The following is a 19,459-nucleotide window of genomic DNA, read 5'->3' on the forward strand; positions in this document are numbered from 1 at the left end:
CACCATGACCCGCACAACCCTGACCCTGTTCGACCCGGCGCTGGTGCGCCCGGCCCTGCTCGACGCGATTCGCAAGCTCGACCCCCGCGTGCAGCGCCGCAACCCCGTGATGTTCGTCGTCTACGTGGGCAGCGCGTTCACCACCGCGCTCGCCTTCGCCCGGCCCGAGGCCTTCACCATCGCGGTGGCGCTGTGGCTGTGGTTCACCGTGCTGTTCGCCAACTTCGCCGAGGCCCTGGCCGAGGGCCGCAGCAAGGCGCAGGCCGCCGCGCTGCGCGGCCTCAAGCGCCAGACCTGGGCCAAGCGGCTGGACCGCCATGTGCAGTACGACCGGCGCGTGCCCCGCACGTCCATGGCGTGGCTGCCGATCGAGGCCGACCAGCTGCGCAAGGGCGACGTGGTGCTGGTCGAGGCCGGTGACACGGTGCCGGCCGACGGCGAGGTGATCGACGGCGTGGCCTCGGTGGACGAGAGCGCCATCACCGGCGAGTCGGCCCCGGTCATCCGCGAATCGGGTGGCGACTTCTCGGCCGTGACCGGCGGCACGCGCGTGCTGTCCGACTGGGTCGTGGTGCGCGTCTCGGTCAACCCCGGCGAGACCTTCGTGGACCGCATGATCGCGATGGTGGAGAACGCCAAGCGGCAGAAGACGCCGAACGAGATCGCGCTGACCATCCTGCTGGTGGCGCTGACCATCGTGTTCCTCGGCGTGGTCGCCACGCTGCTGCCCTTCTCGTCCTTCAGCGTGCAGGCCAGTGGCGCGGGGCAGCCGGTGAGCCTGGTGGTGCTGGTCGCGCTGCTCGTGTGCCTGATCCCGACCACCATCGCCGGCCTGCTCAGCGCCATCGGCGTGGCCGGCATGAGTCGGCTGATGCAGGCCAACGTGATCGCCACCTCGGGCCGCGCGGTGGAAGCCGCCGGCGACGTGGACGTGCTGCTGCTGGACAAGACCGGCACCATCACGCTGGGCAACCGGCAGGCCAGCGCCTTCCTGCCGGCACCCGGCGTCCAGGAGGCCGCCCTGGCCGACGCCGCGCAGCTCGCCTCGCTGGCCGACGAGACGCCCGAAGGCCGCAGCATCGTGGTGCTGGCCAAGCAGAAGTTCCAGCTGCGCGAGCGCGAGGTGGAGGCCCTGGGCGCGAGCTTCGTGCACTTCACCGCGCAGACGCGCATGAGCGGGGTGGACCTGCCCCAGGGCCGCACGCTGCGCAAGGGCGCGGCCGATGCGATCCGCCGGCACGTGGCTTCGCTGGGCGGCGCCTTCCCCTCCCACGTGCAGGCCACGGTGGACGAGGTCTCGCGCCGCGGCAGCACGCCGCTGGTGGTGAGCGACCGCGACCGCGTGCTCGGCGTGGTCGAACTCAAGGACGTGGTCAAGGGCGGCATCAAGGAGCGCTTCGCCGAACTGCGCCGCATGGGCATCCAGACCGTGATGGTGACCGGCGACAACCGCCTCACCGCCGCGGCGATCGCCGCCGAGGCCGGCGTGGACGACTTCCTGGCCGAGGCCACGCCCGAGGCCAAGCTCAGGCTGATCCGCGAACACCAGGCCCAGGGCCGGCTGGTGCGATGACCGGCGACGGCACCAACGACGCGCCCGCGCTGGCCCAGGCCGACGTGGCCGTGGCCATGAACACCGGCACGCAGGCCGCCAAGGAGGCCGGCAACATGGTCGACCTCGACAGCAACCCGACCAAGCTGATCGAGATCGTGGAGACCGGCAAGCAGATGCTGATGACGCGCGGCTCGCTCACGACCTTCAGCATCGCCAACGACATCGCCAAGTACTTCGCCATCGTGCCCGCGGCCTTCGTCACCACCTACCCGCAGCTCTCGGCGCTCAACGTGATGCGGCTGACCAGCCCCGACTCGGCCATCCTCTCGGCGGTGATCTTCAATGCGCTGATCATCGTCGTGCTCATCCCGCTGGCGCTCAAGGGCGTGCGCTACCGCGCGGTCGGCGCGGCCTCGCTGCTGCGCCGCAACCTGGCCCTCTACGGCCTGGGCGGCATCGTGGTGCCCTTCATCGGCATCAAGGCCATCGACCTGCTGCTCTCGGCCATCGGCTTCGCCTGAACACCCCCAAGGATTTGTCATGAACCCCACAACGCCCTCTTCCGAATCCGATCCCGTGTGGCGCCCGGCCCTCGTGCTGTTCGTGCTGCTGAGCCTCGTCACCGGCCTGCTCTACCCCTTCTTCGTCACCGGCGTGGCGCAGGCGGTGTTCCCCCACCAGGCCAACGGCAGCCTGATCGAGCGCCAGGGCCAGGCCGTGGGCTCCGAGCTCATCGGCCAGCCCTTCACTCAGGCCGGGCACTTCTGGGGCCGCCCCTCGGCCACCGGGCCGATGGCCTACAACGCCGGCGCCTCCAGCGGCTCCAACCTCGGCCCCAACCACCCCGCGCTGGCCGAGGCCGTGAAGGCCCGCATCGACGCCTTGCGCGCGGCCGACCCGGGCAACACGGCGCCGGTGCCGGTGGACCTGGTCACCGCCTCCGCCAGCGGCCTGGACCCGCACATCAGCCTGGCCGGCGCGCGCTACCAGGTGGCGCGGGTGGCGCGCTCGCGTGGCCTCGCCCCCGAGCAGGTGAACGCGCTGGTGGACCAGCACACCGAGACCAGCCTGTTCGGCTTCCTGGGCGAGCCGCGCGTGAACGTGCTGGCGCTCAACCTCGCGCTCGACGCGCCGCGGCCATGAGCGGCGGCTGGCTGGAACCGGTGCTTGCGTTCGGGGCCATCGTGCTGCCCCTGCTGCTGGCCTGGTGGCTGGTGGCGCGCGGGGCGCAGCGCCCCCGGCAGCGCAAGCGCCGCTCGGGCGACAATGGCAGCCACCCGCGCGACCCCTCCTGACGCGCCGGCCCCGCCACCCCATGCCCGATTCCTCCCGCCCCGACCCGGATGCCCTGCTTGCGCGGGTGCAGCAGGAAGAAGCCCGCGCGCGCCGGGGCAGCCTGAAGATCTTCTTCGGCGCCTCGGCCGGCGTGGGCAAGACCTACGCCATGCTCTCGGCCGCGCGCGCGGCCCTGGCCCAGGGCACGCCGGTCACCATCGGCGTGGTGGAGACGCACGGACGGCCCGACACCGAGGCCCTCGCGCGCGGCCTGCCCCGCCTGCCGCTGCAGGCCGTGGCCTACCGGGGCCACCAGCTGCACGAGTTCGACCTCGACGCCGCGCTGGCCTTCGGCGCGCAGCACCCCGGCCAGGCCCTGGTGCTGCTCGACGAGCTGGCCCACAGCAACGTGGCCGGCACGCGCCACCTCAAGCGCTGGCAGGACGCCGAGGAGCTGCTGGTGGCCGGCATCGACGTCTGGTCGACCATGAACGTGCAGCACCTGGAGAGCCTCAACGACATCGTCAGCGGCATCACCGGCATCCGCGTCTGGGAGACCGTACCCGACCACTTCTTCGACGACGCCGACGAGGTGGTGGTGGTCGACCTCCCGCCCGACGAACTGCTGGAGCGCCTCAAGGCCGGCAAGGTCTACCTGCCGCAGGGCGACGACCAGCGCGCCGAACGCGCGGCGGCCAACTTCTTCCGCAAGGGCAACCTGCTGGCGCTGCGCGAACTCGCGCTGCGCCGCACCGCCGACCGGGTGGACGACGAGATGCGCGCCTACCGGCGCGGCGGTGCCGACAAGCCGGTGTGGCCCAACCGAGAGGCCCTGCTGGCCGGCGTGGGGCCGGGCGCGCACGCCGAGAAGGTGGTGCGCAGCACGGCGCGCATGGCCGCCCAGCTCGACGTGCCCTGGCACGCCGTGCACGTGGAGACCCCGGGGCGCCCGATGGCCGAGGCCACGCAGCGCACCCTGCGCCTGGCCGAATCGCTGGGCGCGAGCACCGCCACGCTGTCCTCCACCGACGCCGCCACCGCCCTGGTGCGCCACGCGCGCGAACACAACCTGGCGCGCCTGGTGCTCGGCCGCCGCCGCGCGCGCCGCTGGCCCTGGCAGCGCAGCCTGGCCGAGCGGGTGGCCGAGCGCGCCGACGACCTGGACCTGGTGCAGGTCGGCCTGCCCGCGGCGCCCGACGACACCCCGCCCGCCGCGCGCGCCGAACCCGGCGAGGGCCGCTGGCGCGGCTACCTCTGGGCCGCCGCCACCTGCCTGCTCATGGCCCTGCTCGCGATGCCGCTGCGCGACGTGCTGGAGCGCAGCAACATCGTCATGCTGTTCCTGCTCGTGGTGGTCGGCGTGGCCCTGGTGCTGGGCCGCGGGCCGGCCGTGCTCGCCGCCTTCCTGGGCGTGGGGCTGTTCGACTTCCTGTTCGTGCCGCCCTTCCACAACTTCGCGGTGAGCGATGTGGAATACCTCGTCACCTTCGGCGTGATGCTGGTGGTGGCGCTGGTGGTGGGCCAGCTCACGGCCGGACTCAAGCAGCAGGCCGAGGCCGCCACCCAGCGCGAACACCGCGTGCGCAGCCTGTACGACATGTCGCGCGACCTCTCGGCCGCGCTGCTGGCCACGCAGGTGGCCGAGATCGGCGCGCGTTTTCTCACCGGCGAGTTCGGCGCGCGCTCGGCGCTGCTGGTGGCCGACGACCACGACCGGCTGCAGGCCCTCGACGGCGGCAGCGCGCCGGTGGACACCGCCGTGGCGCAATGGGCCTTCGAGCGCGGCGAAGAAGCCGGGCGCGGCACCGACACCCTGCCCGCCAGCGCCAGCCTGGTGCTGCCCCTGAAAGCGCCCATGCGCGTGCGCGGCGTGCTGGTGATCGAGCCGCCCGGCGGGCGCCCCTGGGGCATCGAACAGCGCCGCCTGCTGCAGACCTGCGCCTCGCTGCTGGCGATCTCGCTCGAGCGCATCCACTACATCGAGGTGGCGCAGAGCAGCACGGTGCAGATCGAGTCCGAGCGGCTGCGCAACTCGCTGCTCTCGGCGATCTCGCACGACCTGCGCACGCCCCTGGCCTCGCTGGTGGGCCTGGCCGACGCGCTCGAACTCACACCACCCGCGCTCGGCGAGGCGCAGCGCGAGGTCGCCAGCGCGATGCGGCAATCGGCCCAGCGCATGAACGCCCTGGTGAACAACCTGCTCGACATGGCCCGCCTGCAGGCCGGCGCGGTGCAGCTCAACCGCGCCTGGCAGCCGCTGGAAGAGGTCGTGGGCAGCGCGCTCGCCGCCTGCGGGCCCTTGCTGGCCGGGCGCGACATCCGCGTGGACCTGCCCGACGGCCTGCCCCTGCTGCACCTGGACACGGTGCTGATCGAGCGCGTGCTGGTGAACCTGCTGGAGAACGCCACCAAGTACACGCCGGCGGGCAGCGCCATCCAGATCGCGGCGCGCGAGCGCAGCGACAGCGTGGTGATCCTGCTCGACGACCACGGCCCCGGCCTGCCCAAGGGACACGAGGCGCGCGTGTTCGAGAAGTTCGAACGCGGCCAGCGCGAGAGCGCCCTGCCCGGCGTCGGCCTGGGGCTGGCGATCTGCCGCGCCATCGTGCAGGCGCATGGTGGCACCATCGAGGGCCACAACCGCGAGTCGGGCGGCGCCGTGCCGGGCGCCCGCTTCGTCATCACCCTGCCCCGGGGCACACCGCCCGCCGACCTGGGCACGCACACCGAGGACGCGCCCCCGCCATGAGCACCGCCGGCAGCCAGATCCTGATCGTCGAAGACGAGGCCCACATCCGCCGCTTCGTGCGCCTGGCGCTGGAGGCCGAGGGCCACACCGTGCACGAGGCCGAGAACTACCAGCGCGGCCTGATCGAGGCCGGCACGCGCCGGCCCGATCTGGTGGTGCTGGACCTGGGCCTGCCCGATGGCGACGGCGTGGACCTCATCCGCGAACTGCGCCAGTGGTCGGCCATGCCGGTGATCGTGCTCTCGGCGCGCAGCGCCGAGGCCAGCAAGATCGCCGCGCTCGACGCGGGCGCGGACGACTACCTCGTCAAGCCCTTCGGCGCGGGTGAACTCGGCGCGCGCGTGCGCGCCCAGCTGCGCCGCCACCAGCAGCAGACGCCGGGCGGCGCGCCGCAGATCGTGTTCGGCGAGGTGCGCATCGACCTCGTGCGCCGCGTGGTGGAGCGCGCGGGCGAGGCGCTGCACCTCACCCCCATCGAATACAAGCTGCTCACGCACCTGGCCTCGCAGCCCGACCGCGTGATCACGCACGCGCAACTGCTCAAGGCCGTGTGGGGCCCCGGCCACCTGGAAGACTCGCACTACGTGCGCGTGCACATGGCGAACCTGCGCAAGAAGATCGAGGCCCAGCCTTCGATGCCGCGCCACCTGGTCACCGAGACCGGCATCGGCTACCGCTTCGTGGCCTGAGCGGTCTCGAACTCGGGCAGGAACACCGGCAGACCACCCCCCGCGTCGTCCACCTGGTGCACCCCCGCGCGGTAGAGCGCGCGCAGGCCCTCGGCCTCGATCACCGCCCCCACCGCGCCTTCGCCCAGCACCTGGCCTTCGCGCATCAGCAGTGCGCGGTCGGCGCAGCGCAGGGCCTGGTTGGGGTCGTGCGTGGTGAACAGCACCGCCAGGCCTTCGCGCGCCAGCGTGCGGATGGCGCGCATCACCAGGCCCTGGTTGCCGAAGTCCAGGCTGGCGGTGGGTTCGTCGAGCAGCACGGCCTGCGGCTGCTGCGCCAGCGCGCGGGCGATCAGCACCAGCTGGCGTTCGCCGCCGCTGACCTCGTGCACCGAGCGCGCGGCCAGGTGCGCGATGCCCAGGCGCTCCAGCGCCTGCAACGCGATGGCGCGGTCTTTCGCGCCAGGCCGCGCGATCAGGCCCAGGTGCGCGGTGCGGCCCATCAGCACCATCTCGAGCGCGGTGAAACCGAAGGTGCTGGCCTGGCCCTGGGGCACATAGGCCACCACCGCGCGCGCGCTCGGCCAAGGGCCAGGCCGCGAGCGCGCGGCCCTGCAGCCGCACCGAGCCCGCCAGCGCGGGCAGCAGGCCGAGCACGGTCTTGAGCAGCGTGGTCTTGCCGCAGCCGTTGGGGCCGAGCAGCGCGAGCACCTCGCCGCCGCGCAGCTCCAGCGACAGGCCCGCGCCCACCACGCGGCCCGGGTAGCCCACGCTCAGGCCGTCGGCGTGCAGCAGGGCCTCCGTCATGTCCAGCCCCGGGAGGCGCGCCGCAGCAGCACGATGAAGAACGGCGAACCGATCAGCGCGGTGAGGATGCCCAGCGGGATCTCCACCGGTGCCAGGGTGCGGGCCAGCGTGTCGATGAGCAGCAGCAGGCCGCCGCCGAGCACGGCCGAGGTGGGCAGCAGGCGCACGAACGAAGGCCCGACCAGAAAGCGCGCCAGGTGCGGCACGACCAGCCCGACCCAACCCACGATGCCGGCGGCCGCCACACTCGCGGCCGTGACCAGCGTGGCGGCGGCGACGATGAGCAGGCGCAGGCCGGTGGTGCGCGCGCCCAGCGAACGCGCCTCCTCCTCGGGCAGCGACATCACGTCCATGCGCCAGCGCAGCAGCAACAGCAACACCGTGCCCAGCGCCACCGGCCCGATCAGCGAAGGCAAGTCGTTGGCGTGCGCGCCGGCCAGGCTGCCGAGCAGCCAGAAGGTCATGGCGGGCAGCTGGTTGTAGGGGTCGGCCAGCACCTTGACCAGGCCGATGCCCGCGCCCAGCAGCGAGCCGATGACGATGCCCGCGAGCAGCAGCACCAGCACCGGGTCGCCGTGCCGCACGGTGGAGCCCACGCCGTACACCAGCGTCACCGCGAGCAGGCCACCCACGAACGCGGCCATCTGGATGCCGAACACGCCGAACGAGAAGAAGATGCCCAGCACCGCGCCGAGCGCCGCGCCGGCCGAGGCGCCCAGGATGTCGGGCGAGACCAGCGGGTTGCGGAACAGGCCCTGGAAGGCCGCGCCCGCCACCGCCAGCGCCGCGCCCACCGCGAGGGCGGCGAGCGCGCGCGGCCCGCGCACCTGCAGCACGATGGTCTGCACCTGGTCGTTGGGCGCGGGCGCGCCTTGCAGCAGGGCGGCCGCCCATTGCACGAGGTCGCCGAGCGGGATATCGATGCGGCCCTGCGTGAGCGCGAGCAGCAGGCCCGCGAGCAGCACCGCCCCCGCCCAGAGGCCGCCGCCTTTCATGTTCAGTCCCGGCCGGCGAGCACGCGCTGCACCCGCACTGGCGTCAACTCGACCTGGTAGAACAGCTGGTAGAACTCGCGCGTGATCGCGCCCAGGTCTTCGGGGAACAGCGCGGGAAACACCTTGCTGCCCAGCCACCACAGGCCCGGCAGCCGGTTCACGCTGGGTGGGAAGTCGATCCAGCCGAAGGGCAGCTTGGGCGAGAGGTGCACGCGCCCGTTCTTCACCGCGCTCACGCCGCGCCACAGCGGGTTGTTGTGCACGGTCTGCGCGAAGCTCTGGTCGATGGTGACGATCACCTCGGGGTCCCAGGCCAGCACCTGTTCGATCGACACCGTGGCCAGGCCCCCTTGCAGGCCGGCGGCCACGTGGCGGATGCCCATGGCCTCGAACATCTCGACGTTGATGGATCCACCCAGGCCGGTCTCCAGCCCCTCGGGGCCGCGCGCGTAGTACACGCGGGGTGGTGCGGTCGCGCGCGCCACGCGCTCGCGCACCGTGCGCAAGGTATCGGCGGTGTAGCGGGCCAGCCGCGCCGCGCGCTCGGTGCGCCCGGTGAGTTCGCCCAGCAGGGTGTAGCCCTGCGCCGTGGCCTCCAGCCGGCCGTCGAGCAGCGCGTAGGGAATGCCGGTCTGCGCCTGCATGCGGTCGGCGAGTTCGACGAAGGTCTGGCGCGTGGAGCCGGCGTCCACGATCAGGTCGGGCTTGCTCGCCAGCAGCTGTTCAAGGTTGGTGGTGTTGCCGCGCCCGGTGAGCCGCCCCACCTCGGGCCGGTTGCCGATGCCGGGCAGCAGGAACTCGAGCTCGGGGCCGCGGTTGGCGCGCGGCCAGCCGATGAGCGCATCGGGCGCGAGCGTGTAGAGCCAGATGGCCGCCGGCGGACCGGCCGGGAAGATGCGCTGCACCCGCGCCGGCACGTTGACGCGCCGGTTGGCGCCGTCGACCACGCTGCGCGTGGCCTGTGCCCCCGCCGGCAGGCAGGCGCCCAGGCCGGCTGCGATCAGCAGATCGCGCCGGCGCGGGTGGGCATGTTCAGGGTTTTCCAAAGCCATAACGCGCGAACGTGGCTTGCGCGGGCGGCGCCAACAGGGCCTTGGCGAAGGCCTCGGCCTGCGCGGGAGCCCCTTGCCGCACCGTGAGACCATACGACGCCCCCACCTGCAATTCCACCGGCACTGGCACCACCTTCAGGCGCGGGACTTCCTTCTGCGACGCCACGGCGTTGGTGCAGTACGTCAGGAACACATCGGCCTGGCTCTGGTCCATCACCCAGGCGTACGTGCCCTGGCCGGCAGGCGGCTTGGGCGAATCCGGGCCGCCGGTGAGCTTGAGGGCCTTGGCGTCGAGCGCCGCGTAGGCGCCAGCGCGCACCTGGTCGGCCTTGCGGAACAACTCCCACGCATAGTCGCCCGACGGATCGGCCTTGGGCGTGGACGTGCCCAGCTTCACCGCCGGGTTGAGCATGGTGGCGCAGCAAGGTCTGCGGCGTGGCGTTCACGTTCGCCTGCGTCAGTGCGCACAGGCTGTTGCGAACGAACACGGTGTGCGGCGCCCAGCCTCCCGCGGCGGCCAGGCGTTGGGGATGCTGGGTATCCGCCGAGGCGAACACCATCGCGCCCTCGCCTTTCTCGATGCGTTCGCGCAGCAAGCCGGAGGCGCCGAACGTCAACGCAATCTTCTGCCCGGTGCGCATCTCGTGATCGCGCGCGATCTCGGTGAGCACCTCGCGCAGGCTGCCGGCGGCGTAGACCTGAAGGGGTTCTTTCATCGGCGCAACCTCAGGCGAGGCACAACCGATCAGCGTGGCCAGGGCAACGGCCGTCAGGCTGGCGCGGTGCATCACGCTTCACTTCGCCGCGTTGGGGAAAAAGAGCTGCTCGCCGCCGATCTTGTAGCTGGCGATGGCCGCCTGACCGGCCGGGCCGGTGACCCAGTCCACGAACTTCTGGCCTTCGGCCGTCTTCACCTGCGGGTGCTTGGCCGCGCTCACCAGCATCACGCCGTACTGGTTGAACAGGCGCTTGTCGCCCTCCACCAGCACCGCGAGGTCGGCGCGGTTCTTGAAGTTGAGCCAGGTGCCGCGGTCGGACAGCACATAGCCCCCGCTGCTGGCGCCGATGTTGAGCGCCGGGCCCATGCCGCAGCCGCATTCCTTGTAGCCGCTGCCCTTGTTGGCGTCGGTGTCGGTCATCTTCCAGAAGCGCAGCTCGGCCGCGTGCGTACCACTCTTGTCGCCGCGCGAGATGAACTCGGTGTTGGTGCTGGCGATCTTCTTCAGCGCGGCCACGATGTCGTCGCCCTTGGTCTTCGCGGGGTCGGCCTTGGGGCCGATCAGCACGAAGTCGTTGTACATGACCTCCTGGCGCTTGGCCGAGAAGCCGTCGGCGACGAACTTCTCTTCGGCCACCTTGTCGTGCACGAACAGCACGTCGGCATCGCCCCGGCGCGCCATGTCGATCGCCTGCCCGGTGCCGAGCGCGACCACCTTCACGTCGATGCCGCTGGCCTTCTTGAACTCCGGCAGCAGGAAGGAGAACAGGCCCGACTGCTCGGTGGAGGTGGTGGAGGCCACCACGATGCTCTGGGCGAGCGCACCGGCGCTGGCCAGCAGGCCGGCGGTGCCCAGCACGGCGGTGAGGGTGAGGTGGCGGAAGGTGGTTTTCACAGGCTTTCTCCTTGGACAAACAAATGGGCCTGCGGGCACAGGGACCGCAGGAGATCGTGGTTGAAAAAATCGGTCACGGGCAGGTCCGCCAGCAGGCGGCCCTTTTCCAGATACACGACGCGGCTGGCCAGGCGCTTGACCTGGCCGAGGTTGTGGCTGCTGAAGACCAGCGTGGTGGGTTTGCCCGTGGGTTGGCCGGCCACGTCGCGCTGGCCGGCGGTGGTGAACTCGGCGATCAGCGCCTCCACCTCGCGCTTGGCGTGCGGGTCCAGGCTGGCGGTGGGCTCGTCGAGCAGCCACACGGCCGGGCGCAACGCCCAGGCCCGCGCGAGCGCCAGGCGCTGCTGCTGGCCGCCGGAGAGTGCGCGCCCGTTGCGCTCGGCCAGGTGGCCCATCTCCACGCGCTCCAGCGCCTGCAGGGCCAGCGCGCGCGTCTGGCGCGCGGGCACGCCCTGCAGCCACAGACCGAGCTGGATGTTGCGCCGCGCGCTCATGCGCAGCATGTGCGGCCGCTGGAACAGCACTGCGCAGCGCGCTGGTGCGCGGGCGTGTGCAACTCGCCCGCGCTGGGGCGCTGCAGCCCGTGCAGGGTGCGCAGCAGCGTGCTCTTGCCGCTGCCGTTGGCGCCGACCAGCGCCACGCGCTCGCCCTCTTCGATGCGCAGGAACACGTCCGTCAAGGCCTGCAGGCGCGCGGCCGGGCCCAGGTGCACCTGCACGCCGCGCAGCTCGAAACAGGGGGCAGGCGCCACGGCGCGGCGCGCGGTCACGGGCAAGCCGCTCATGCCGCCACCAGCGGCGGCGCGGCGCTGGCCGCACCGTCGGCGCGCTCGCGCCAGCGGCTCAGCAGCGACACGAGGGCGTTGAGCAGGAGCACCACCAGCAGCAGCACCACGCCCAGTCCCAGCGCAAGCGGCAGGTCGCCCTTGCTGGTCTCGAGCGCGATGGCCGTGGTCATGACGCGCGTGAAACCTTCGATGTTGCCGCCCACGATCATCACCGCGCCCACCTCGGACACGGCACGGCCGAAGGCGGTCAGCAGCACGGTGAGCAGCGCGTAGCGCTCGTCCCAGGCCAGCAGCAGGCTTCGGAAAGCGGCACCGGCGCCCAGCGAGGCGAGCTGCTCGCCATGGCTGCGGTCGGCGTCTTCCACCACCTGGCGCGTGAGCGCGGTCACCAGCGGCAACACCAGCACCGTCTGCGCCAGCACCATGGCCTGGAAGCTGAACAGCCAGCCCAGGAAACCCAGCGGCCCCGAACGCGAGAGCAGCAGGTAGATGACCAGGCCGACCACCACCGAGGGGATGGCCAGGAAGGTGTTGAGCACGGTGAGCACCGCGCCCCGGCCGGGGAAGCGCGCGGCCGCGAGCCAGGCGCCCAGCACCAGGCCCAGGCCGCAGGCCAGCAGGCAGGCCGTGGCACTGACCGCCAGGGAGCGCATGACCACCGCCCACAGGCCCGGGTCGCCCGAAAGAATCAGCCGCAGCGCCGTGGCCAGGCTGTCTGAAAATGTGTTCATATGTTCGATCGAGCTTACGGGTGTGCTCCTGAATCGAGAGTACGTAATGACGCGGTATGAAATTCAATGCATAGGGCGCCCGCTCGCCGGACCCGCCCGTGGTTTGGTGCAAACTCGGCGTCCATGCGAAAAATCGAGCTCTCCTACACACTGACGTCACCGACGCCGGAGCGCTCGTCCCATCCCGTGCAGTTGCGCAATCCCATGATGGACGTGCTGCACGCCGTGCGCAGCAGCGGCTCGATCTCGGGCGCGGCGCGCGAGCTGGGCCTGTCGTACCGCCACGTGTGGGGCCAGCTGAAAGACTGGGAAGCCGGCCTGGGGCAGGCGCTGATCTTCTGGGAACGCGGGCAGGCCGCGCGCCTCACGCCTTTTGGCGAACGCCTGCTGATGGCCGAGCGGCTCGCCCAGGCGCGCCTGGGCCCGCAGATGGAGAGCCTGCGCGCCGAGCTGGAGCGCGCCTTCGCCATGGCCTTCGACGAAGGCCAGCACGCCAGTGCGGCCGACGTGCTCACGCTCTACGCCAGCCACGACCACGCGCTCACCGAGCTGCAGCATCACGCGGGCAACGCCGCGCCGCCCCTGCACCTGGACATCCGCTTCTGCGGCAGCGTGGACGCGATCCGCGCGCTCAACGAAGGGCGCTGCGAGCTCGCGGGCTTCCACACCCAGCCCTTCGCCGCCGCTGGCAGCCTGAGCGCGCGCGCCTACCGGCCCCTGCTCAAGCCCGGCCTGCACAAGATCATCGGTTTCGCGCGCCGCTCACAGGGCCTGATGGTGGCGCCGGACAACCCGCTGCGCCTGCGCGACATTGCCGACGTCTCGCGCCTGCAGGCGCGCTTCGTGAACCGCGCCATCGGCACCGGCACGCGCCTGCTGCTCGACGAGCTCCTGGCCCAGGCCACGTTGCTGCCCATGGACATCGTGGGCTACCACAACGTGGAAAGCTCGCACGCGGCCGTGGCCCAGGCGGTGGCGCAGCGGCAGCGCGGACGTGGGCCTGGGCACCGAGTACGCCGCGCGCTCCCGCGGCCTGGACTTCGTGCCCCTGACCGAGGAGCGCTACCTGCTGGTGTGCCTCAAGAGCGCGCTGGAGCAGCCGGCCATGCAGCGCCTGCTGAAAAGCCTGCGCAGCCGGGCCTGGCAGGAGCGGCTGAACGCCCTGCCCGGTTATGCCACCGACCACTGCGGTGAGGTCGCGGCGATGAAGCGCCTGCTGCCCTGGTGGGATTGAAAGTGCCCCCACGCTCCGCCGCTGCGCGGGTCGCTGCCCCCCGAGGGGGCTGATCCGGCTTGGGGCGGCCCGGCGCAGGATCGTAGCCCCCACGCTCCACCGCTGCGCGGGTCGCTGCCCCCGAGGAGGCTGATCCGGCTTGGGGCGGCCCGGCGCCGGATCGCTTTTCGCCGGCTACGGCCAGTCCCGCATCACCTCGGCCGCATCGGGCTTGCTGAACTTGGGCGAACCCGCCTTGCGCGGCGTGCCCAGCACCACCCAGCCCACCAGCTGCTCCCCCGGCTCGCAGAACGCGGCCACCACCGGTGCGGCGCGCACCTTGGCACCCGAGAGCATCTTGCCGCCGTAGCCCAGCGCGTGCGCGGCGTTGAGGAAGTTGGTGAGCGCGCCCCCCACGGTCATCCACTGTTCGTGCGGCGTGCGCACCGGGTGCGCAGGGTCGATGCGCGCGATCACCGCCACCAGCAGCGGGGCATTCAGCGCACGGCCACGGTCCAGCGACGCCTCTGCCGGGTTTTTCCCGGCCAGAACAGCGGCCTGCTCGAACAGGTCGGCCAGGCGCTCGCGCGCGTCGCCCCGCACCGCCGCGAAGCGGAACGGCACCAGACCGGCGTGATCAGGCGCGCGCAGAGCGGCCTCGGTCATGCGGTGCAGCGCTTCCAGGGAAGGGGCGGGCTCTACCAGGTGCTTGGCGCCCACCGAGAAGCGGCCCAGCAAGCCCGCCAGCAACGCATCGCCCGCCGACGCATCCATCGATCGCATGGCCACCCAGCCTAGGACGACAGGCGGCGCGCGATCTCGGCCACCAGTTGGCGCGCCAGCACCAATTTGGGCGCGCGGGGCAGTTCTTTCATGCCGCGCTCGTCCACCAGCAGCAGCGCGTTGTCGTCCTGGCCGAAGGTGGCCGGGCCGATGTTGCCCACCAGCAGCGGCACGCCCTTGCGCTTGCGCTTGGCCTGGGCGTGCTCTTCCAGGTCGTGGCTTTCGGCGGCGAAGCCCACGCAATAGAGCTCGCCGCTCTTCGCGCGTGGCGAGGCCGCGATGGCGGCCAGGATGTCCGGGTTCTCGACGAACGACAGCGTGGGCACCTCGCCCGAGCCGTCCTTCTTGATCTTGTGTTCCGCCGATGTCGCGGGGCGCCAGTCGGCCACGGCCGCCGCGGAGACGAAGACCGTGGCGCCGGGCACCAGCAGGTCCAGGCTTTTCTGCATGTTCAGCGCCGACTTCACGTTCACCCGCCCCACGCCGCGCGGCGTGGGCAGCCCCACCGGGCCGGCCACCAGCGTGACCTGGGCGCCCGCCTCGTGGGCGGCGCGCGCGATGGCGAACCCCATCTTGCCGCTGGAGAGGTTGGTCAGGCCCCGCACCGGGTCGATGGCTTCAAAAGTCGGGCCGGCGCTCACCAGCACGTGCTGGCCGGCCAGCGGCTTGGGCTGGAAGAAGCGGGTGAGGTCGTAGAGCAGCTCGTCAGGCTCCAGCATGCGGCCATCGCCCGTTTCACCGCAGGCCTGCTCGCCCGCGCCCACGTCCAGCACGGTGGCGCCGTCGGCGCGCAGCTGCTTGACGTTGCGCTGGGTCGCCGGGTGGGCCCACATCTCGCGGTTCATGGCCGGCGCCAGGATCAGCGGCACCCCATCGATCGGCCGCGCCAGGCACATCAGGCTGAGCAGGTCGTCGGCCCGGCCATGCACCAGCTTGGCCGATGAAGTCCGCGCTCGCGGGCGCCACCATGATGGCGTCGGCCTCGCGGCTGAGGTTGATGTGGGCCATGTTGTTGCCCGGGCGCGCGTCCCACTGCGAGGTGAACACCGGCCGGCCCGACAGCGCCTGCATGGTCACCGCGGTGGTGAACTGTTCGGCCGCCTCGGTCATGACGACCTGCACCGTCGCGCCCTCCTTGACCAGCGCCCGGCAGAGTTCGGCGGCTTTGTAACAGGCGATGCCCCCGGAGAGGCCCAGCACGATGTGTTTTCCGGCGAGGTCGTTCATGCGCGCAATGTAGCAGTTCGGGTCTACCCCGACAGACCCCATGGATAGCCCGGGAAGAGGCGGCCTTTATAATCGCCATTTCCACCTCCTGCGAGCAACCGGCTCGCCCGAGACATGACCAAATTTGTGTTCGTCACCGGCGGTGTGGTGTCCTCCCTGGGCAAGGGCATTGCCTCCGCATCACTGGCCGCTCTCCTCGAGTCCCGCGGCCTCAAAGTCACCCTCATCAAGCTCGACCCGTACATCAACGTGGATCCGGGCACCATGTCCCCCTTCCAGCACGGCGAGGTCTTCGTCACCGACGACGGCGCCGAGACCGACCTGGACCTGGGCCACTATGAGCGTTTCATCGAAACGCGCATGAAGAAGACCAACAACTTCACCACCGGCAAGATCTACCAGTCGGTGCTGGAGAAGGAACGCCGGGGCGACTACCTCGGCAAGACGGTGCAGGTGATCCCGCACGTCACCAACGAAATCCAGGAGTTCATCCAGCGCGGCGCGGGCATCGGCACGCCCGACGCGGTGGACGTGGCCATCGTCGAGATCGGTGGCACCGTGGGCGACATTGAGTCCCTGCCCTTCCTGGAGGCCGTGCGCCAGATGAGCCTGCGCCTGGGCCCGAACAACTCGGCCTTCGTGCACCTGAGCTACGTGCCCTGGATCGCCGCCGCCGGTGAGCTCAAGACCAAGCCCACGCAGCACACCGCCAAGGAGCTGCGCGCCATCGGCATCCAGGCCGATGCGCTGCTCTGCCGCGCCGACCGCCGCATTCCCGACGACGAGCGCGCCAAGATCTCGCTGTTCTCCAACGTGCCCGAATGGGGCGTGATCTCCATGTGGGACGTGGACACCATCTACAAGGTGCCGCGCATGCTGCACGAGCAGGGCCTGGACGGCCTGATCTGCGACAAGCTGCGCATCAACACGCCCCCGGCCAAGCTCCAGCGCTGGGACGACCTGGTGCACGAGGTCGAGCACCCGAAACACATCGTGAAGATCGCCATGGTCGGCAAGTACGTCGACCTGTCGGACAGCTACAAGTCGCTCAACGAGGCGCTGCGCCACGCCGGCATGAAGAACCACGCCAAGGTGCAGATCGACTACATCGATTCGGAAACCATCTCGCCGGCCAACGTCGCCAAGACGCTGGGCGCGTTCGACGCCATCCTGGTGCCCGGCGGCTTCGGCAAGCGCGGCATCGAAGGCAAGATCTGCGCGGCCCGCTATGCGCGCGAGCAGAAGGTACCCTACCTCGGCATCTGCCTGGGCATGCAGGTCGCCACCATCGAGTACGCGCGCCACGTCGCCGGCCTCAAGAACGCCAACAGCACCGAGTTCGAACCCGACACGCCGCACCCCGTGATCGCCCTGATCACCGAGTGGAAGGACGCCGACGGCAGCATCCAGCAGCGCAGCGCCAGCTCCGACCTGGGCGGCACCATGCGCCTGGGCTCGCAAAGCTCCGACGTGGCCCCCGACACCCTGGCCCACCAGATCTACGGCCCGGTGGTCACCGAGCGCCACCGCCACCGCTACGAAGCCAACGTGAACTACCTGGACCAGCTGCGCGCGGCCGGCCTGGTGATCGCGGCGCTGACCCAGCGCGAGCAGCTCACCGAAATGGTCGAGCTGCCGCAGAAGGTGCACCCCTGGTACGTGGGCGTGCAGTTCCACCCCGAGTTCAAGTCCACCCCGTGGGACGGCCACCCGCTGTTCAACGCCTACGTGAAGGCGGCGCTGGTCCACCAGGGCCAGACGAGCACCCAAACCCCGGTCGCGGCCTGAGCACCCCACGGAGAGGCACCCCATGAAACTCTGCGACTTCGACATCGGCCTGGACCGGCCCTTCTTCCTGATCGCCGGGCCCTGCGTGATCGAGTCCGAGCAGTTGCAGATGGACGTGGCGGGCCAGCTCAAGGAGATCACGGCCAGCCTGGGCGTGCCCTTCATCTTCAAGAGCAGCTTCGACAAGGCCAACCGCAGCAGCGGCACCAGCTACCGCGGCCCGGGCCGCGACAAGGGCCTGGAGATCCTGGCCAAGGTCAAGCGCGAGCTCGGCGTGCCGGTGCTCACCGATGTGCACAGCGAGGACGACATCGCCGATGCGGCCAAGGTCTGCGACGTGCTGCAGACCCCGGCCTTTCTGTGCCGCCAGACCGATTTCATCCGCGCGGTGGCGCAGAGCGGCAAGCCGGTGAACATCAAGAAGGGCCAGTTCCTCGCGCCGCACGACATGAAGAACGTGATCGACAAGGCGCGCGCGGCCGCGAAGGAAGCCGGCCTCAACGAAGACAGCTTCATGGCCTGCGAGCGTGGCGCGAGCTTCGGCTACAACAACCTCGTCTCCGACATGCGCGGCCTGGCCATCATGCGCGAGACCGGTGCGCCGGTGGTGTTCGACGCCACGCACAGCGTGCAGTTGCCCGGCGGGCAAGGCACCAGCAGCGGCGGCCAGCGCGAGATGGTGCCGGTGCTGGCGCGCGCGGCGGTCGCCGTGGGCGTGGCCGGCCTGTTCATGGAAACCCACCCCGACCCGGCCAAGGCCCTGAGCGACGGGCCCAACGCCGTGCCGCTCAAGCACATGAAGGCGCTGCTGGAAACCCTGCTCGCGCTCGACACCGTGACCAAGAAGAACGGTTTCCTCGAAGACCGTTTCAACACCTGATTTCCCCTTCTTTCTTCTTCTTTCTGTCTCTGACCCAAAGGTAGTGAATCCATGAGTGCAATCGTTGACATCGTTGGCCGCGAAATCCTGGACAGCCGCGGCAACCCCACCGTCGAATGCGACGTGCTGCTGGAAAGCGGCGTGATGGGCCGCGCGGCCGTGCCCTCGGGCGCCTCCACCGGCAGCCGCGAAGCCATCGAGCTGCGCGACGGTGACAAGAGCCGCTACCTCGGCAAGGGCGTGCTCAAGGCGGTGGAGAACATCAACACCGAGATCAGCGAAGCCGTGCTGGGCCTGGACGCCTCCGAGCAGGCCTTCCTGGACAAGACCCTGATCGACCTCGACGGCACCGACAACAAGGGCCGCCTGGGCGCCAACGCCATGCTGGCCGTCTCGATGGCCGTGGCCCGCGCCGCCGCCGAAGAGGCCGGCCTGCCGCTGTACCGCTATTTCGGCGGCATGAGCGCGGTGCAGATGCCCGTGCCCATGATGAACGTGGTCAACGGCGGCGCGCACGCCAACAACAACCTGGACCTGCAGGAACTGATGATCATTCCCGTGGGCGCGCCGAGCTTCCGCGAGGCTGTCCGCTGGGGTGCCGAGGTGTTCCACGCGCTCAAGAAGATCATCCACGACAAGGGCATGAGCATCGCCGTGGGCGACGAAGGCGGCTTTGCCCCCAACGGGCGCAACCACGAAGCCGCGATCCAGATGATCCTGGAGGCCATCGGCAACGCCGGCTACACCGCCGGCGAGCAGATCGCCCTGGGCCTGGACTGCGCCGCGAGCGAGTTCTACAAGGACGGCCAATACCACCTGGAGGCCGAAGGCCTGGTGCTCAGCGCCGAGGACTGGACCAACATGCTGGCCACCTGGGTCGACAAGTACCCCATCATCAGCATCGAAGACGGCATGGCCGAAGGCGACTGGGACGGCTGGAAGGTGCTCACCGAACGCCTGGGCGCCAAGGTGCAGCTGGTGGGCGACGACCTGTTCGTCACCAACACCAAGATCCTCAAGGAAGGCATCGAGAAGGACATCGCCAACTCGATCCTGATCAAGATCAACCAGATCGGCACGCTGACCGAGACCTTCGCCGCCATCGAGATGGCCAAGCGCGCCGGCTACACCGCCGTGATCAGCCACCGCTCGGGCGAGACCGAGGACAGCACCATCGCCGACATCGCCGTGGGCACCAACGCCGGTCAGATCAAGACCGGTTCGCTCTCGCGCTCGGACCGCATGGCCAAGTACAACCAGCTGCTGCGCATCGAGGAAGACCTGGGTGATGTGGCCGTGTACCCCGGCCGCGACGCCTTCTACAACCTGAAGTAAG

The 19,459-nt window shown here is 70.7% G+C and carries 16 protein-coding genes and 5 pseudogenes; 10 read left to right on the top strand and 11 right to left on the bottom strand.

All coding sequences use genetic code 11. The features are described from left to right. The first annotated feature begins 4 nt into the window (after positions 1 to 4). Genes kdpB through kdpE form a run of 6 tightly spaced genes read left to right on the top strand, consistent with a single transcriptional unit; the run spans position 5 to position 6,268 of the window. A complete protein-coding gene (gene kdpB / locus ACFJGX_RS21750; protein ID WP_382327055.1) occupies positions 5 to 1,573 on the top strand; it encodes a potassium-transporting ATPase subunit KdpB in 1,569 nt (522 codons plus the stop codon). Then, complete coding sequence (locus ACFJGX_RS21755) at positions 1,570 to 2,076, top strand: hypothetical protein (protein ID WP_382327057.1); 507 nt, start codon at positions 1,570 to 1,572, stop codon at positions 2,074 to 2,076. Before kdpB ends, ACFJGX_RS21755 begins: the two co-directional genes overlap by 4 nt. A 19-nt stretch (positions 2,077 to 2,095) precedes the next feature. Then, entirely contained in the window at positions 2,096 to 2,698 is a 603-nt protein-coding gene (kdpC, locus tag ACFJGX_RS21760) for a potassium-transporting ATPase subunit KdpC (protein ID WP_382323862.1), read from the top strand. Continuing rightward, a complete protein-coding gene (locus tag ACFJGX_RS21765) occupies positions 2,695 to 2,850 on the top strand; it encodes a hypothetical protein (RefSeq protein WP_382159247.1) in 156 nt (51 codons plus the stop codon). The genes kdpC and ACFJGX_RS21765 overlap by 4 nt, the downstream gene beginning before the upstream one ends. 20 nt (positions 2,851 to 2,870) lie before the next feature. Continuing rightward, entirely contained in the window at positions 2,871 to 5,579 is a 2,709-nt protein-coding gene (locus tag ACFJGX_RS21770) for a DUF4118 domain-containing protein (RefSeq protein ID WP_382327059.1), read from the top strand. After that, complete coding sequence (gene kdpE, locus ACFJGX_RS21775; protein ID WP_382323861.1) at positions 5,576 to 6,268, top strand: two-component system response regulator KdpE; 693 nt, start codon at positions 5,576 to 5,578, stop codon at positions 6,266 to 6,268. Before ACFJGX_RS21770 ends, kdpE begins: the two co-directional genes overlap by 4 nt. On the opposite strand, the gene ACFJGX_RS21780 is transcribed toward kdpE, so the two are convergent. From ACFJGX_RS21780 to ACFJGX_RS21820, 9 genes and pseudogenes are all read right to left on the bottom strand, one after another. Next, positions 6,250 to 6,813: an ABC transporter ATP-binding protein gene (locus ACFJGX_RS21780; RefSeq protein ID WP_382327061.1), complete on the bottom strand. Its 564-nt coding sequence runs from the start codon at positions 6,811 to 6,813 to the stop codon at positions 6,250 to 6,252. The two genes, kdpE and ACFJGX_RS21780, sit on opposite strands and share 19 nt — an antisense overlap. Before the next feature lie 88 nt (positions 6,814 to 6,901). Continuing rightward, positions 6,902 to 7,054: pseudogene (locus ACFJGX_RS21785) on the bottom strand (ATP-binding cassette domain-containing protein); the annotation flags it as partial. Further along, a complete protein-coding gene (locus ACFJGX_RS21790; protein ID WP_382323859.1) occupies positions 7,051 to 8,049 on the bottom strand; it encodes a FecCD family ABC transporter permease in 999 nt (332 codons plus the stop codon). The gene ACFJGX_RS21790 and the pseudogene ACFJGX_RS21785, both read right to left, overlap by 4 nt. A 2-nt stretch (positions 8,050 to 8,051) precedes the next feature. Beyond that, complete coding sequence (locus tag ACFJGX_RS21795; protein ID WP_382327063.1) at positions 8,052 to 9,101, bottom strand: iron ABC transporter substrate-binding protein; 1,050 nt, start codon at positions 9,099 to 9,101, stop codon at positions 8,052 to 8,054. Then, positions 9,082 to 9,513 carry a substrate-binding domain-containing protein gene (locus ACFJGX_RS21800; RefSeq protein ID WP_382327065.1) on the bottom strand — a complete coding sequence of 144 codons (432 nt, stop codon included), beginning with the start codon at positions 9,511 to 9,513 and terminating at the stop codon, positions 9,082 to 9,084. Before ACFJGX_RS21800 ends, ACFJGX_RS21795 begins: the two co-directional genes overlap by 20 nt. 49 nt (positions 9,514 to 9,562) lie before the next feature. Further along, positions 9,563 to 9,889: pseudogene (locus ACFJGX_RS21805) on the bottom strand (substrate-binding domain-containing protein); the annotation flags it as partial. 6 nt (positions 9,890 to 9,895) lie between these two features. Continuing rightward, positions 9,896 to 10,678: an extracellular solute-binding protein gene (locus ACFJGX_RS21810; protein ID WP_382163670.1), complete on the bottom strand. Its 783-nt coding sequence runs from the start codon at positions 10,676 to 10,678 to the stop codon at positions 9,896 to 9,898. A gap of 32 nt (positions 10,679 to 10,710) precedes the next feature. Next, a pseudogene (locus ACFJGX_RS21815) lies at positions 10,711 to 11,498 on the bottom strand (ATP-binding cassette domain-containing protein). Continuing rightward, a complete protein-coding gene (locus ACFJGX_RS21820; protein WP_382323856.1) occupies positions 11,495 to 12,232 on the bottom strand; it encodes an ABC transporter permease in 738 nt (245 codons plus the stop codon). Before ACFJGX_RS21820 ends, ACFJGX_RS21815 begins: the two are co-directional and overlap by 4 nt. A 123-nt stretch (positions 12,233 to 12,355) precedes the next feature. Between ACFJGX_RS21820 and ACFJGX_RS21825 the strand changes: the two are divergent. After that, positions 12,356 to 13,466: pseudogene (locus ACFJGX_RS21825) on the top strand (substrate-binding domain-containing protein). 174 nt (positions 13,467 to 13,640) lie between these two features. Here the strand turns inward: ACFJGX_RS21825 and ACFJGX_RS21830 are convergent. Then, positions 13,641 to 14,228, bottom strand: a complete 588-nt coding sequence (locus tag ACFJGX_RS21830; protein ID WP_382327067.1) for a nitroreductase — start codon at positions 14,226 to 14,228, stop codon at positions 13,641 to 13,643. A gap of 11 nt (positions 14,229 to 14,239) precedes the next feature. Continuing rightward, a pseudogene (gene coaBC / locus ACFJGX_RS21835) lies at positions 14,240 to 15,455 on the bottom strand (bifunctional phosphopantothenoylcysteine decarboxylase/phosphopantothenate--cysteine ligase CoaBC). 114 nt (positions 15,456 to 15,569) lie between these two features. Between coaBC and ACFJGX_RS21840 the strand changes: the two are divergent. The 3 genes from ACFJGX_RS21840 to eno are packed head-to-tail and all read left to right on the top strand — an operon-like array spanning position 15,570 to position 19,458. Then, positions 15,570 to 17,243, top strand: coding sequence for a CTP synthase (locus tag ACFJGX_RS21840; protein ID WP_382323853.1), 1,674 nt, complete (start codon positions 15,570 to 15,572; stop codon positions 17,241 to 17,243). Positions 17,244 to 17,265: 22 nt separating this feature from the next. Beyond that, positions 17,266 to 18,123, top strand: coding sequence for a 3-deoxy-8-phosphooctulonate synthase (gene kdsA, locus ACFJGX_RS21845; RefSeq protein WP_382159295.1), 858 nt, complete (start codon positions 17,266 to 17,268; stop codon positions 18,121 to 18,123). A 51-nt stretch (positions 18,124 to 18,174) separates the two neighbouring features. Further along, positions 18,175 to 19,458, top strand: coding sequence for a phosphopyruvate hydratase (gene eno, locus ACFJGX_RS21850; protein WP_382327069.1), 1,284 nt, complete (start codon positions 18,175 to 18,177; stop codon positions 19,456 to 19,458). The last annotated feature ends 1 nt before the right edge of the window (position 19,459 follow it).

The organism is Hydrogenophaga sp. UC242_50 (assembly GCF_042697355.1).
In the GTDB taxonomy this organism is placed as follows: Bacteria; Pseudomonadota; Gammaproteobacteria; order Burkholderiales; family Burkholderiaceae_C; genus Hydrogenophaga.

Excerpts from the sequence above, each read along its gene's own strand:
- ACFJGX_RS21790 (WP_382323859.1), bottom strand. The coding sequence starts at position 8,049 with ATGAAAGGCGGCGGCCTCTGGGCGGGGGCGGTGCTGCTCGCGGGCCTG.
- ACFJGX_RS21765 (WP_382159247.1), top strand. The coding sequence starts at position 2,695 with ATGAGCGGCGGCTGGCTGGAACCGGTGCTTGCGTTCGGGGCCATCGTG.
- kdpE (WP_382323861.1), top strand. The coding sequence starts at position 5,576 with ATGAGCACCGCCGGCAGCCAGATCCTGATCGTCGAAGACGAGGCCCAC.
- ACFJGX_RS21800 (WP_382327065.1), bottom strand. The coding sequence starts at position 9,513 with ATGCTCAACCCGGCGGTGAAGCTGGGCACGTCCACGCCCAAGGCCGAT.
- ACFJGX_RS21770 (WP_382327059.1), top strand. The coding sequence starts at position 2,871 with ATGCCCGATTCCTCCCGCCCCGACCCGGATGCCCTGCTTGCGCGGGTG.
- ACFJGX_RS21820 (WP_382323856.1), bottom strand. The coding sequence starts at position 12,232 with ATGAACACATTTTCAGACAGCCTGGCCACGGCGCTGCGGCTGATTCTT.
- eno (WP_382327069.1), top strand. The coding sequence starts at position 18,175 with ATGAGTGCAATCGTTGACATCGTTGGCCGCGAAATCCTGGACAGCCGC.
- kdpB (WP_382327055.1), top strand. The coding sequence starts at position 5 with ATGACCCGCACAACCCTGACCCTGTTCGACCCGGCGCTGGTGCGCCCG.
- ACFJGX_RS21830 (WP_382327067.1), bottom strand. The coding sequence starts at position 14,228 with ATGCGATCGATGGATGCGTCGGCGGGCGATGCGTTGCTGGCGGGCTTG.
- kdsA (WP_382159295.1), top strand. The coding sequence starts at position 17,266 with ATGAAACTCTGCGACTTCGACATCGGCCTGGACCGGCCCTTCTTCCTG.
- kdpC (WP_382323862.1), top strand. The coding sequence starts at position 2,096 with ATGAACCCCACAACGCCCTCTTCCGAATCCGATCCCGTGTGGCGCCCG.
- ACFJGX_RS21755 (WP_382327057.1), top strand. The coding sequence starts at position 1,570 with ATGACCGGCGACGGCACCAACGACGCGCCCGCGCTGGCCCAGGCCGAC.
- ACFJGX_RS21795 (WP_382327063.1), bottom strand. The coding sequence starts at position 9,101 with ATGGCTTTGGAAAACCCTGAACATGCCCACCCGCGCCGGCGCGATCTG.
- ACFJGX_RS21840 (WP_382323853.1), top strand. The coding sequence starts at position 15,570 with ATGACCAAATTTGTGTTCGTCACCGGCGGTGTGGTGTCCTCCCTGGGC.